General features: G+C 73.4%; 13 protein-coding genes and 1 pseudogene. 5 read left to right on the top strand and 9 right to left on the bottom strand.

Annotation, left to right across the window (positions count from 1 at the left end; genetic code table 11):
- Positions 1-64 precede the first annotated feature (64 nt).
- Positions 65-796, top strand: coding sequence for a DUF2470 domain-containing protein (locus ACZ5C2_RS10480; protein WP_468788734.1), 732 nt, complete (start codon positions 65-67; stop codon positions 794-796).
- A 413-nt stretch (positions 797-1209) separates the two neighbouring features.
- Here the strand turns inward: ACZ5C2_RS10480 and ACZ5C2_RS10475 are convergent, their stop codons facing one another.
- Together ACZ5C2_RS10475 and ACZ5C2_RS10470 are read right to left on the bottom strand one after the other, a co-directional pair.
- Positions 1210-2442 (bottom strand): FUSC family protein, encoded by a 1233-nt coding sequence (locus ACZ5C2_RS10475; RefSeq protein WP_468788732.1) that lies wholly within the window; start codon positions 2440-2442, stop codon positions 1210-1212.
- 79 nt (positions 2443-2521) lie between these two features.
- Positions 2522-3010, bottom strand: a complete 489-nt coding sequence (locus ACZ5C2_RS10470; RefSeq protein WP_468788730.1) for an FBP domain-containing protein — start codon at positions 3008-3010, stop codon at positions 2522-2524.
- A gap of 179 nt (positions 3011-3189) precedes the next feature.
- On the opposite strand from ACZ5C2_RS10470, the gene ACZ5C2_RS10465 reads away from it, so the two are divergent.
- Both ACZ5C2_RS10465 and ACZ5C2_RS10460 read left to right on the top strand, forming a co-directional pair.
- Positions 3190-4170 (top strand): phosphotransferase family protein, encoded by a 981-nt coding sequence (locus tag ACZ5C2_RS10465; RefSeq protein ID WP_468788728.1) that lies wholly within the window; start codon positions 3190-3192, stop codon positions 4168-4170.
- 91 nt (positions 4171-4261) lie between these two features.
- Entirely contained in the window at positions 4262-5551 is a 1290-nt protein-coding gene (locus tag ACZ5C2_RS10460; RefSeq protein ID WP_468788726.1) for an ROK family protein, read from the top strand.
- 445 nt (positions 5552-5996) lie between these two features.
- Here the strand turns inward: ACZ5C2_RS10460 and ACZ5C2_RS10455 are convergent, their stop codons facing one another.
- The 5 genes from ACZ5C2_RS10455 to ACZ5C2_RS10435 form a co-directional block, all read right to left on the bottom strand.
- Positions 5997-6278 (bottom strand): hypothetical protein, encoded by a 282-nt coding sequence (locus ACZ5C2_RS10455; RefSeq protein WP_468788724.1) that lies wholly within the window; start codon positions 6276-6278, stop codon positions 5997-5999.
- A 68-nt stretch (positions 6279-6346) separates the two neighbouring features.
- Complete coding sequence (locus ACZ5C2_RS10450; protein WP_468788722.1) at positions 6347-7378, bottom strand: SDR family oxidoreductase; 1032 nt, start codon at positions 7376-7378, stop codon at positions 6347-6349.
- Positions 7379-7753: 375 nt separating this feature from the next.
- Positions 7754-8968 carry an aromatic acid exporter family protein gene (locus ACZ5C2_RS10445; RefSeq protein WP_468788720.1) on the bottom strand — a complete coding sequence of 405 codons (1215 nt, stop codon included), beginning with the start codon at positions 8966-8968 and terminating at the stop codon, positions 7754-7756.
- A gap of 30 nt (positions 8969-8998) precedes the next feature.
- Positions 8999-9655 (bottom strand): HAD family hydrolase, encoded by a 657-nt coding sequence (locus tag ACZ5C2_RS10440; protein WP_468788718.1) that lies wholly within the window; start codon positions 9653-9655, stop codon positions 8999-9001.
- 38 nt (positions 9656-9693) lie between these two features.
- Entirely contained in the window at positions 9694-10734 is a 1041-nt protein-coding gene (locus ACZ5C2_RS10435; RefSeq protein ID WP_468788716.1) for a PHP domain-containing protein, read from the bottom strand.
- A 123-nt stretch (positions 10735-10857) separates the two neighbouring features.
- On the opposite strand from ACZ5C2_RS10435, the pseudogene ACZ5C2_RS10430 reads away from it, so the two are divergent.
- Together ACZ5C2_RS10430 and ACZ5C2_RS10425 are read left to right on the top strand one after the other, a co-directional pair.
- Positions 10858-11202: pseudogene (locus ACZ5C2_RS10430) on the top strand (SDR family oxidoreductase).
- A 54-nt stretch (positions 11203-11256) separates the two neighbouring features.
- Entirely contained in the window at positions 11257-11532 is a 276-nt protein-coding gene (locus ACZ5C2_RS10425) for a hypothetical protein (protein ID WP_468788714.1), read from the top strand.
- A 338-nt stretch (positions 11533-11870) separates the two neighbouring features.
- Here the strand turns inward: ACZ5C2_RS10425 and ACZ5C2_RS10420 are convergent, their stop codons facing one another.
- On the bottom strand, positions 11871-12347 hold the full coding sequence (locus ACZ5C2_RS10420) for a VanZ family protein (RefSeq protein WP_468788712.1): 477 nt from the start codon (positions 12345-12347) through the stop codon (positions 11871-11873).
- 59 nt (positions 12348-12406) lie between these two features.
- Entirely contained in the window at positions 12407-13069 is a 663-nt protein-coding gene (locus ACZ5C2_RS10415; RefSeq protein WP_468788710.1) for a DUF4230 domain-containing protein, read from the bottom strand.
- Positions 13070-13302 lie beyond the last annotated feature (233 nt).

Below are 13302 nucleotides of genomic sequence, written 5' to 3'. Positions count from 1 at the left end.
TCAGGTTGGCGCGCACCCGGATCTTCGATAACTTAGGCAAGGCTTACCTAAGAGGAGGTTCGGGATGGGTGACGACACGCACAGCTGGACGGCCGCGCCGGGCGCGGCGGAGCGGGCCCGGTCGGTGGTCGCCGCCGCATGGTCCTGCGCGGTGACCGCGGAGGGCACCCGGGAGGAGTTCGTCGGCGCGCACACCGTGACCGGCGACGGACGGGTGCTGCTGGAGGTGCCCGAGGGCAGCGCCCTGCGCGCCGCCGCGATCGGCGCGCCCCGCGGTGAGCCGTCCGCCGTGCTGGAGTTCGCCGACGCCGCCCCCGTCCCGGTGCGCGACCGGATCCGCGCCCGGTTGTGGCTCGCCGGCCGGCTCACCGTCCAGGACGGCCGGCTCGCGGCCTTCCGGCCCACACGCGTGGTCCTCCGCCGGCCGTCCGGCACCGTGCTCGTCGACCCCGACGACTTCGCCACCGCCGCACCCGACCCGCTCGCCACCGCCGAGGCCCGGCTGCTGACGCATCTCGCCGGCTGTCACCCCGACGCGGTCGAACGGCTCACCCGCCTCGTCGACGCGGGCAGCCTGCTCGGCGCGGTCCGCGTCCAGCCGCTCGCCGTCGACCGGCATGGACTGACCCTGCGCATCGAACGCGTCCGCGCGGGCGGCGACGTACGACTGCCGTTCCACGCGCCCGCCGACGACGTCGCCGAACTCACCGAACGCATGCACGCACTGCTTTCACAGGCCGGCGTCGCCTCCTGCCCCCGGACCCTGCAACGGCAGCGCACGGATGGCGACGGGTGAGGCGAACCGCTCGCCCGGGAACCGCGGTCCACCACTGTCTCGTGCACCCTGGAATACGCTGACCGTGCCCGGCCCCTGGTACGCCGCGCACAGCGGCCCGCCCTCGGGGGGAGGAGGTGGTCCACCGCGGGAAGTCACCCCCCCGGCACGGTGCCCAACGGCCGCAGCCGCAGCCGGCCGGCTCCACGGCGCGGGCGCCGCGTTCCTGTGGTCCGCGATCCCGCGGACCGGGAAACCCGCCCGGGCCCGGCCGGCAGCGTGTGTGTGCCCGGCTCCGGCAGGCGCAGCGGACGGATGAACCGCGCCGGCACGCCCCCTGGGCACCCGCACGGTGCACCCGTCGACCCGTACCGTGCCCCCGGCCGTCCGCACCCGCCCTTCCGGGCAGGCGCGCGGGGGTCGGCTCCGCCCACTCAGGAATGAGAGGAGACACCACGACGGCTCTCCCCCAGCCGGTCCCGCAGCCGGGTGAGCCGCGGCAGCCTTTCGCGCTGCTCCCGCGAGTGCCGGTCCAGTTCCTCGAACAGCCGGCGCGTGCGGTGCTCGGTGTCCATCTCGTCGAGGATGCGGTTGACCTCGGTGAGCACCGCGCCCAGCAACTGCCACTGGCGCGCGTCGCGCCGGGCCTCCGCGAAGAGCAGCTGGGCCAGCTTGTCGCGCGTGGCCGCCGCCTGCCGCAGCTCGGAGGCGAGCCGTTCCTCGGCCGACTCGGCGTTGGCGCTCACGCTCGTGGTCACCAGCACCGCGAAACTGACCACGGCGTCGGCGATCTCGGACAGCAGCTGTTCGAAGGCGGCACCCGTCTCCGGAGCGAACAGCCGGCCGGGACCGCGCTCCTTGGAAAGGTCGGTCAGCGTGCGGGCCAGCACCCTCAGCACCACCGTGCAGATCTCCAGCGTGTCCAGACCGGTGCGCAGCACGATCCGGTGCAGCAGTCCCTCACGCACCCGGGGATTGAGACGCAGGCTGTCCTCCGCCTGTCTGAGATCCGCGTCCACCTCGTAGATGTCGTGGTCCAGGCGGCGGGCCTCGTGCAGCCGGGCCGCCGCACGTGCCGAGGGCGGGCCCTCCGCGGCCTCCTCGCCGATGCGCAGCATCAGCTGCCGCACCCGCCGCGCCAGCTCCTCGATCGACTCGCCGGCCTCCTCCACCCACACCGGCGGAGGCAGCAACAGGTTGAACCCCATTCCGACGGCCGCCCCGATCAGCGTCTCCACGATCCGGGCCCAGGCGGTGTCCCCGTGGGTGGTCACCCCGAGCACCAGCATCGCGCTGATCGCCACCTCGGGCACGAACTCGTCCACCCGCACCAGATGGCCGACGATCAGTGACGACAGAATGAGCAGACCCAGGCTCCACCAGGTCAGTCCCACCAGCAGGCTGAAGAGGATCGCCAGGACGACCCCGGTCACCACGGAGTTCACCCGGCGCAACCCTGTGGTGAGCGTGGCGTACAGGGTGACCTGGACGACGAGCAGCGCCGTCAGGGGTGCGGTGAGCGGGGCGGCCTCCGGACTCAGCCGCACCGCGATGACGTAGGCGACCGTGGCCGCGGCCGCCGACCGCAGCGTCTGCACGGCCACCGGGTCCCGGCGCCGCTTGACGAGGCGAACGGCCGGTGCGGTCATCTCACGTACGACTGGCATCCTCGGACGGTTCCCTGCCCCCGGACGCGTCGAACGTGTTCCGGCGCGATGACAGCCCCCCGGAGCACGGGCGGCGGGCCTACAGCTTGTCGAGGAAGGCGAACAGGTGGCCGCGCGTGCGGTCGATCTGCTCCTCGAGGGTGAGGCTTTCCTCGAAGCGGGCCCCGGTCTCCGGGACCTTCTTGCCGCGCAGATAGAGGGAACAGGCGAGGTCGGTGCACATGTAGGCGCCGACCGAGTTGCCCTCGCGGCCGGCCGTGCCCGCCTTGCGGGCCGTCATCAGGGCGACACCGCCGCGCGGATGCGTCGTCAGGCACAGGGAGCACATGCTGCGGTGCAGGAAGCCGCGCCGAGCGGGCTGGAACCGCATGGCCACTGCGACCGGACGGTCCTCGCGTTCGGTCACGAGGTAGCTGCGGTCGGGTGCGCCCGGATCACGCCAGCCGAGGAAGTCGAGGTCGTCCCACGGGCGCAGCTCCAGGTCCCGGGGTACGGCCAGCCGCTTGGCCTCGCCCTTGGAGCAGTTGATGAACGACGTGCGGATGTCCTGCTCGGTGAGCGCTCTCACGGGGGCCGTCTCCTGACACGTGCGGTGCTGTCCATGATCTTTCGAAACCTGTGGGGTCCAGGCTCCGGCTCAGGTTAGGGACCGGTCGACCGGGGGAGCCACTGGTTTTCCGGGGCGGCATGCCCCGTCGCGTTCCGTACGCTGTACCGCACAGTCGCCGAGGGGGAGGGGTGGACGCGATGGGGGATGCCTGGGAGCGGGGCCGCAGGGTGCTCGCGGGTGCGGGCCTGCCGCCCGGCGCGCTCGCCCGCGTGCGCCCGCTGAGCGGGGGTACCTACAACACCGTGGAGGAACTCCTCCTCACCGACGGCAGCCGCTACGTACTCAAGATCCCGCCCGCACCCGCCGCCCCCCGTCTGCGCTACGAGCGGCGCCTGCTCGTCGCCGAGGCCGGGTTCTGCGCCGGAGCCACCGCGGCCGGTGTCCCCGCGCCGCGCGCCGTCTCCCTCGACGGCGACGGCCCCGCACCGCATCTGCTGATGACCGCATGCCCGGGTGCGCCCTGGACCGAGGAGCCGCCGGCCGAGGCGGAGCGGACCGCACTGCGCAGGGAACTCGGCCGTCAGACGGCCCGGCTGCACCGGGTGACGGGACCCGGGTTCGGTTACCCCTCCGGTGCGCTCGGCCCGCTCGCCCCCGACTGGCGGACCGCCTTCACCACGATGACCGATGCGGTGCTCGCCGATGCGCGTGAGTATCGGGCCCGGCTGCCCCGCCCGGTCGACGAGGTGGCCGCGGTGATCCGCGGTGCCGCGGAGGTGCTCGACGAGGTCACCGTGCCGGCGCTGGTCCATTTCGATCTCTGGCCGGGCAACATCCTGGTGGAACGCTCGGCGCGGGGGGAGGCCCGCATCGGTGGCCTCATCGACGGGGAGCGCATGTTCTGGGGCGATCCGCTCGCCGACTTCGTCTCCCTGGCGCTGCTCGGAGACATCCGGGAGGACGAGGCGTTCCTCACCGGTTACCGGGAGGCCGGGGGCCGTGCCGCGTTCGGCACGGCGGCCCGCGTCCGCCTCGCCCTGTACCGTGCGTACCTCTATCTGATCATGATTACGGAGGCCGTTCCGCGGGCGGCCGGAGAAGACCACGAGCGGTGGATCCGGGACACCGTCGCCCCCGCGCTGACGGCCGCGCTGGATGACATCGCGGAACGCCGTTAGTTCACATCATTAAATAAGGGTGCGGGAAAGTCGCGCCACGCTGCTTCCCGGCGGTATGTTGCAGGTCGGGCAGGGTTTCGGAAGGAGCCACATGGCGGGGCGAAGCGGGCGCACGGTGCGCGATCTCAGGCGGGCCAACCGCGCGGCCGTGCTGCAACGGCTGTACTTCGACGGCCCGCTGAGCCGCTTCGAGCTCGGCCCCGCGACCGGGCTCAGCTCCGGGTCCGTGAGCAATGTCGTCGCCGACCTGGTCGCCGACGGGCTCGTGGAGGAGGCCGGCAGCGTCGACTCCGACGGGGGCCGTCCGCGCACCCTGCTGCGGGTGGCACCCGTCAGCGGCCACATGATCGGCGTCGACGTGGGGGAGACCCGCGTGCGCGTCGAACTGTTCGACCTGACCCTCGCCGAGCTCGCCCGCGCGGAGCGCCCGCTGGAGCAGCAGCGCTACGAGGTCGAGGTCATCGTCGACCACATCCGCTCCGGCATCGACGAGGTGCTGGCCACCGCGGGACTCGCCTCCGAGCGGCTCCTCGGCGTCGGCATAGGCGTCCCCGGCATCGTCGAGCACACCCCCGACCGGGGTGCCGTCGTGCACGGGCAGACCATCGGCTGGGACGCGATCCCCCTGGAGTCCCTGCTGCGCAGCGGTTCCCCGCTGCCCGGCACCGTGCCGTACTTCATCGACAACGGCGCGAAGACCCTCGGCCAGGCCGAGATGTGGTTCGGGGCCGGACGCGGCGCCCGCAACGCCCTGGTGGTCCTCTTCGGCTCCGGCGTCGGCGCCTGTCTGGTCACGCCCGAGGTGGAACACGGCCGGGCGGTGGAATGGGGGCATCTGACCGTACGGGTCCGGGGCCGCCGGTGCCGCTGCGGTGCGCTCGGCTGCCTGGAGGCGTACGCGGGGGCCGAGTCACTGCTCGCCCGGTGGCGTGAGGAGGGCGGACCGGTGTCCGGGGGCACGGACGAGGAGACGGCACTGACGGCGATGCTCGCCGCCGCCTACCCGGCCGACGGCACCGCCCCCGACCCGATCGCGCTCGCCGTACTGGAGGAGACCGCCGAGTACCTGGGCGCGGGCCTGTCCGACCTGATCAACCTCTTCCAGCCGGAGCGCATCCTCATGGGCGGCTGGGCAGGCCTCCAGCTCGGCTCCCGCTTCCTGCCGGCCGTGCGCAGGCACGCACGGTCCTACGCGCTGCGCCACCCGGCCGGGAAGGTGACCATCGAACTGGGCCGGCTCGGGCCCGACGCGGTCACCGTCGGCGCCGCGATCCTGCCGCTCGCCGACTTCTTCACCCGTGGCGGCCGCCGCCCCGACCCGGACCCGCAGTCCCCGCCGCCCGCGTGGCGCACAGCACTTCAGGACCGCGCCCCGCACTGAGACCTGACCACCGGTTCCCACCCCCGGATGCGGTGCGCGGCGGACGTGGTCCGGATGCGTCGGTCCTTGCCCGGCTTGAGGCGCGGGTCGTGTTGCCGATGGGGCGCACGGTGCTGGGCCGACCGGTCGTCCTCCGGGAGGTGGGGGGCGGCGGTGCGGGGTGGGTGTCGGCTGGATGTGTGCTGCCGCGCGCCGGCTTCCTGGTCGGCGGCGGCAGTCTCCCTGACCGGGATGCGGACTCGCCGCCGCCCGCACGGCCTACCGCGATCCGCGCCGAGACCGTCCGGCTGATCATCCGCAGACGGGACGGGACGGGACGGGACGGGACGGGACGGGACGGGACGGACGTCGCTGAGCGGAGCCAGGCGTGCCGGGGCCTGCCCTGTCCGGCCGGCACCGCTCCGTTGGACTTCTCCGGTACGGCCGGCCGATCGTAGTCCCGAAGCTACGCCGAGGGCTCGTCCGGTACGGGCTGTTCCGGGTTGCCGGACGCCGAGTGCGGGGCGCCCTGCCGGCCCGTGCCGGCCTCGTCCGTGTCGGGGACGTCGGACGACGCCTCGCCGGGCTCCGGCTCGTCCGACTCGCCGGCCTTCTTCTCGCTCTCCCGTTCCGCAGCGGCCGGTGCGACCTCCCAGGGGTCCTCACCGGGGCCGGCCTGCTGGTCGGGCAGGTCGCGGGGGACACCCGCGCCGTTCTCACCGGGCCCTTCGAGGCGGTGGTCGGTCACGTCTCTCTCCCTTCATCCGTGCGCCGGCCCTCGCGGGTACCTCCACGCGGACCCGCCAAACCCGGCACTCAGCCCACCTTGCGCCCCCGCAGCGGCTCCGTCTCGTCCCCGGCGCCCTGCTGCATGCCGAGCAGGAACTCCTCCACCACCTGCGTCGCCGTGTGCTCCGGACGCCAGCCGAGCTCCACCCGCGCACGCGTGCAGTCCATCAGCGGAAGCCTCAGCACGGCGTCGAACAGATGCGGGGAGGCGGGCAGCAGCCGCAGCCCCCAGGCGGCGGCGACCGCCGAGCGGGCCGCGGTGCGGGGCAGCCGCACCCGGCGGGTCCCGAGCATCTCCCCGAGCAGATCCGCGTCCACCGCCGGCTCGGCGGCGAGATTGAAGGCACCCCGCGCCTCGCCGGACAGCACCGCCAGCCGATAGGCATGGGCCGCGTCGTCGGTGTGCAGCGCCTGCACCCGCAGCCCCGGGATGTCGGGAAGGAAGGGCAGCAGACCGGGCCGTGCCAGCGGCCCCGGCAGGAGACGCCCGCCGAAGATGCGGCGCTGCTCACTCGCCGACTCCCGCTTGAAGAGGAAGGCGGGCCGCATCCGTACCACCCGCGTCGCCGGGTGATCCCGCTCGAACGTGTCCAGCGCCCGCTCCAGATACGCCTTCTCCCGGCAGTAGGCGGCGTCCGGCCAGCCGTGCGTCGGCCACGACTCGTCCACCGCGCGGTCCTCCGGGCCCGGCGAGTACGCCCCGACCGACGAGGCGTGCACCAGCGCCGGCACCCCCGCCTCGGCCACCGCGTCGAACACCCGCATGCTGCCCAGCACGTTGGTGCGCCAGGTGGTCGCCGGATCATGCGTCGGCTGGAACGCCCAGGCCAGATGGACCACTGCGTCGGCGCCGGCGAACTCCTCCACGAGATCGAACCGGTCCGAGGCCACGTCCACCGCCGACCACTGGGTCTTGGGCGGCGACCACTCGGGGACCCGCCGGGCCAGACCCCGTACGGAGCCGACCTGAGGTTCCTCCGAGAGGACACGCACCACGCTGGTCCCGGCATTGCCGGTGGCGCCCGTGACGACGACCCTCATGCCCGTTGCGCTGCTCACCTTCCGCTCCTCTCGGCCATGTGCTCCGCGGAGACGGCCGAGTACCCCTCAGCCGGAGGCGTTCACGCGTGCGACGGAATCGAAGCCCGAGCCGAATTAGAGCCGCGCCGCGCCGCTGCCGACGTCGGGCGACCCCGGGCCCCGGACAAGGAGAGCCCCGACCGCGACGGGGGAATCACGGCCGGGGCGGACAGAGGGTGGGCACGGACGGCGGTCGCCTCTCGGCGGAAGGCTCCACAGGGCTTCAGCCGAACGATCGTCCCTGTGGGCGGATGGTGAGGCCCGGGGACACTGTTCCATCCGCACCCACGTCCTGTTCAACGGCCGGCCGCTCCCGGCTGTTCCGCGTCCGGCCGCCTCCTCACGTGAGGTGCGTCACCGGCCCTGACGCACGCCGTCGAGCTCGGCCCAGAGATTCTCCGCCTGGAGCAGCAGCGCGCCCAGAACGGCCGTCCGCGCGGCGCCCTGCCCGGCGTGCTCCAGCAGTCCGTCCTGGAGCCTCTCGTGCAGCTCCCGCATCACCGCCTCCGTCCGCTCGTCCAGCAGAGGGTCCGCCTGCGCGATGTCGCCCACCAACCGGTCGGCCTCCGCCCGGCAGCTGTCGCCGATCAGTTCCAGCAGCTCCGCGTAGCAGCGCAGCACCGCCGCGTCCGGCGCCGCGGGCGTACGCTCCTCGTCCGCCGACACCGCGAGCGCGCGGGTCAGCGCGCTGACGTGCCCGGTGACCCGGCTGAACCGCTCGTCCTCCTCCTCCGGCGGCAGGGCCATGGTCGGCGCCCGGTGCAGGGCGCGCAGGGCACCCGACGTCAGCCGCAGACTCTCGGTGCTCCAGCCGCGTGCCGAGCGCAACGCCTCCACACGGTCCTGAAGCCGCGCCGAGGCTCCCAGCCACCCGAGAGCGGACCGCGCGTCCCACTCGCCCTCGCGCAGATCCCCGGCCACGGTGTGCAGCACATCGCCCGTCTCCCGGGCCAGCGCCGCCAGGTTCTCCCGTACGTGCCGCAGATGAATCGGCGGCAGGACGAGCGCGTTCACGGCGATCCCGACGGCCGCGCCCAGCGCCGCCTGCCCCAGCCGGTGTCCGACGGCGACCGCGCTGACCGTCCCCGTGGCGATGGTGAACACCGCCGTGGTGGCGGCGTAGATGCCCTGATCGCCGAAGCGCGGCCAGTTCGACAGCAGCACCAGCACCGGCACGGACAGCGCGAGGGCGCCCGTCGTGTCCCCGGTGACCGCCTGGGCCCCCGAGGCCACCAGGGCGCCCACACAGATCGCGGCGAACTGCCGGGTGCCCTGGATGAGCGAGCTGTAGACGGTGGCCTGGACCAGGACCAGCGCCACCCAGGGCGCCATCAGGGCCATCGGATCGCCGAGCCAGACCTGCGCCAGCAACCAGGCCAGCAGGGCCGCCGCGGCGGCCTTCAGCGACTGTACGAGCAGGTCCCGCTCCCGCCCGGGCCCCCGCCAGGCGGCCCGCGCGGCCCGTCCGACGGACCGCGCGTCCCAGCGCACGGCCTCGCGCACCCGCGCCACCGCGGCGCCCCCTCCGCCGCGGTCACCCTGCCTCAGCTGTTCCCGTGCACGCACCATGTCCCGTGGGTATCCCGTTCGCACCGCACCTCATGCCAGGGGAGCGCCCGACAGCGACGCCAGAAGATGCGCCGGATCGTCGTAGACGGCCTCCGCCCCGGCCTCCTCCAGATCGGCGCGCGGAATCCCGCCGCACAGGACGCCCACGCAGCGCACCCCCGCGCGGCTGCCCGCCCGCATGTCCCACACTGTGTCACCGACGAAGACGGCCTGCTCCGCGGGCACCCCGGCCAGCTCGAGGGCGTGCTCGACGGGCTCCGGCGCGGGCTTGCCCTCCTCGACGTCGTCGGCGCTCGCCGTCGCGCCGATCGCCTCGTCGGCGTCGATGGCCCGGCGCAGCGCGCTCAGCTCCGCACCGTCGGCCGAAGTGGCCAGGACGACCGTCCAGCCGTCCCGGTGCAGCCGTTTCAGCAGCCGGCCGGCGTCGGGCAGCGCGGGCAGCCGGTCGAAGTACTGCCCGTACAGCGCCTTGTGCGCGGCGCTCAGTTCCGCGTCGCGGCCGGTGTCCCGGCCCTCGCCCAGCAGATGCCGGACCAGATCGGAGGAGGGCAGTCCCACGGCCCGGTGGACGGCGTGCATCGGTACCCGGTGACCCGCCTGCCGGAAGGCCTCCCACCAGGCCGTCACATGCAGATGGTTGGTGTCGACCAGAGTGCCGTCGACATCGAACACGGCCGCCCGTTCCATGCGCGGTCCTTCCTCGAGGGGTGGATACGGGTACCACCTCAGCCGCCCGCCACTCCGGAGGGCACCTTCCGCTCCCGCGTCCACGCCAGCAACTCGTCCCGGGACCACGTGGTGACCACCCGCTCCGGCGGCACCCCGCACTCCTGCGCGCGGGCGCACCCGAGGATCTGCCAGTCCAGCTGTCCCGGTGCGTGCGCGTCGGTGTCGACGGAGAACAGCACACCGGCCTCCACCGCCCGGCGCAGCAGCCGTCGCGGCGGGTCGAGCCGCTCGGGCCGGCTGTTGATCTCCAGGGCGGTGCCGGTCTCCGCGCACGCCGCGAACACCTCGTCGGCGTCGAACTCCGATTCGGGCCGACCGCGCCCGGTCAGCAGCCGGCCGGTGCAGTGCCCGAGGATGTCGGAGTGCGGGTCGTGCACGGCGGCCACCATGCGGCGGGTCATCGACCGGGCGTCCATCCGCAGCTTGGAGTGCACCGACACCACCACGACGTCCAGTCGGTCCAAGAGCTCCGGTTCCTGGTCGAGAGAGCCGTCCTCGAGGATGTCGCACTCGATCCCGGTCAGCAGCCGGAACGGTGCCCAGGTGTCGTTGAGTTCCTCCACCACGTTCAGCTGCTCGCGCAGCCGGCCGGCCGACAGCCCGCGCGCCACGGTCAGCCGCGGCGAGTGGTCCGTCAGCACGGCCCACTCGTGTCCGAGCCCCGCGGCGGTGCGGGCCATCTCGTCGATCGGGCTGCCGCCGTCCGACCAGTCGGAGTGCAGATGACAGTCCCCGCGCAGCAGCTCCCGCAACCGCCGCCCGTCCCGGTCCTCGGGCTCCCGGCCGGCATCGTCCTCCAGTTTTCGCAGATAACCGGGCACCTCCCCGGCCAGGGCCTCGCGTGCCACCTGAGCGGTCTTCGGCCCGACTCCCCTGAGTTTCTCGAGGGACCCGGCCGACGCCCGCTCGCGCACCCCGTCCGGGCCCAGGTCCGACAGAGTCCGCGCCGCAGTGCGGAAGGCCCGGACGCGGTACGTCGGTGCCAGGGACCGCTCCAGCAGAAAGGCGATCCTGTCCAGCGCCTCGACGGGATCCATCGCCACCTCCTCGCTCCAGGGTTCCCCAGGGCGGGCACGGCCGCACGGCGGCGCTGGGGGATTGGATCCGTGCGTCCGGGGGTACCGCGACGCGGCGTCCCCGTTCCGGCCAGGAGGCCCTCCATGTCACTCCCCACCGTCCCGGGCAGCAGGGCCGCCGTGGTCACCGGCGCCGACTCCGGCATCGGCCGGGCCACCGCCGTACGCCTGTCCGCCGCGGGCATGGACGCGGGCATGGACGCGGGCATCACCTGGCACAGCGACCGGGAGGGCGCGGAGGAGACCGCCGAGGAGGTCAGGGCGCACGGGCAACGGCGACGCCCCGGAAGTCGCCGCGGTCGTCGCCTTCCTCGCCGGACCCGACGCCTCGTACGTCACCGGTGCCTCCTGGAGCGTGGACGGCGGAATGCTCCGTATGGCCCGCGGGCCGGGTCCCATCCGACGAACGACGACTGGCGTCGGCCCTGAACGAAGACGCCTCCGGACGCCGCGTTCGCACCGTTTGCGCTCTACGCTCGATGCATGACCGAAAGCGCGAGCCCGTACATGTCGCACCCGCGGATCATGGTGCTCGGGGTACAGCCAGGGATCCCGCCGTTCCGGATCGTGGAGATCGACGGACAGGTGGTCGGTGAGGCCAGATCCATCATCGACGTGCTGCAAGCCGCCGCCGCGTTCGGGATCACGGTCCACGACCTGGACGACCCGGACGTGGTCCGGTGGGTGGGCGGGGACAAGCTCACCTGGACCCTGCGCCGGGCATCCCGAGCCCGCCAGGAACAGGACGAGCGGCCCTAGGCAAGAGCCTCCCCGTCGCCCCCCGAGTGGCCAGGTCGTCGGGTTTCCCGGCTGCCCCTCCGACGGGCCACGGGAAGGCCACCGGGGGGAGCAAGGGGCACGAACTGCCGCGGCGCCGCCGCGTTCGCGACCGCGGCGGCCGCGGTGATGGCGCTGAGCGGCTCCGCCGAGGCCGGTCGGACGGCGGACGCCGGATCACGGCGACCTTGCTCCCGTCGACTCGCTCACCCTCAACCGCCCGTAGCGGTCATCGACGGGCGACAGCGCAGGTGCGGGCTTCCGGCGCCGCCGCAAGCCCGCACCTGTCGTCGTACCCCCGCGGTAGCCTTCGGCGGCGGTCAGGCCCCCGGCTTCCGCGCGTGGACGGCCCGGCTGAGGCGCCGGCCCACGAGCAGGTAGCCGAGGAGCGCCCCACCGGTGTTGAGGATGACGTCGTCGATGTCGAAGGCGCGTCCGGTCACCAGGAAACCCTGGGAGACCTCGACCAGCAGCATCACCACGGCCGTCAGCACCAGCACCCGCAGGAATCCGCGGGTGCGCGGTGCGACGACCGGCGCGAGGATGCCGAAGGGCACGCCGAGCAGGATGTTGCCGCCGATCTGGCGCACGGCGTCGCGCAGCGCGGGCTGGTCGAGATAGGCCCGCAGGGAGCGGCCCGGACGCAGATTGGTGTGGGTCAGTGCCTCCGAGGCGGGGGAGGGCTGCAGGGTGAGCCGGGCCAGGACCACCGCGAAGACGACCATGACGACGAGGGCGCACAGCAGCACCAGCAGCCGCAGGGGCAGCGGGAGCGGACGTGGGGCGGCGCGGGCCATTCGGTCCTCCTGTTGTCAACTGCCGTTTGTGCTATGGCGGTTACCCTTGGGCGGTATCGTCAGTCGCCGTAGGTGACCCGCACCTTCTTGAACCCCAGGGAGCGCAGCAGGCCTTCGAGCATCTCGGTGGTGTTGCTCTCGGCCCGGGCGGTGAGTCCGCTCTCCTTCGCCGCGTCGCCGATGTGACGCACCGCGAGCTTCTGCACCGCCTGTTCGCTGCCCGGGTTGTCGGAGAAGAGGTCGCCGAGACGGTCGAACAGCCCTCGCTGCTTGGAGACCGCGTAGGACCGCTCGGGATCCAGCGCCGGTGTGCCCAGAAGGGCGTGGGGCAGCCGCAGCGTGGCGGACGTACGGTCGTCGTCGACCTGTACGTCGCCCTTGTCCAGCTTGCCGAGGTCGACGTAGGCGTCCACGGTGCCCGCGCCCACGTAGAGCGTGCGGCTGCCGCGGATCGCGTCGGGGAGGAACTTGGCGTCCTTCTCCAGGTCCACCACGACCTGGAAGTTCCCCGAGGCGGCGTCGTAGCGGCTGATGTCCTGGATGGACTCCAGGAGCGCGGGGCCCGACCGGTCCCGGGTCTCCGTGCCGAACAGGTCCTTCAGCCCGGGCAGCCCGCTCATCCGGAGCCCGGCGAACAGCACGGCCAGCAGCAGCACGACCGAGCCGACCACTTTCACCCATCCGGGAACGCGGCCGGCCAGTCCCTTCGCGGGAGTCGTCATGGTGACGGCCCTCCTTCCTGCAGTCCGAATGCCCCTCAGTTCCGGTGGCAGACAGAAAAGTTGAGGGACTGACGACCGCACCGGGAGCATGCAGGGGCGCACGGCGGGCGCCCCGCCGCGCGGGGGGGGGGGGGGGGGGGGGGGGGGGGGGGGAGGGGGGGGGGGGGGGGGGGGGTTCTTTGCGGGGGGGGGTCGGAGGGGGGTAGAGGGGGGAAAAAGGGAGAGAACGAGGG

Source organism: Streptomyces sp. NPDC031365 (genome assembly GCF_055569765.1).
Note: the sequence above shows the minus strand (reverse complement) of the source record. Positions and strands in the feature narration are given on the sequence as shown.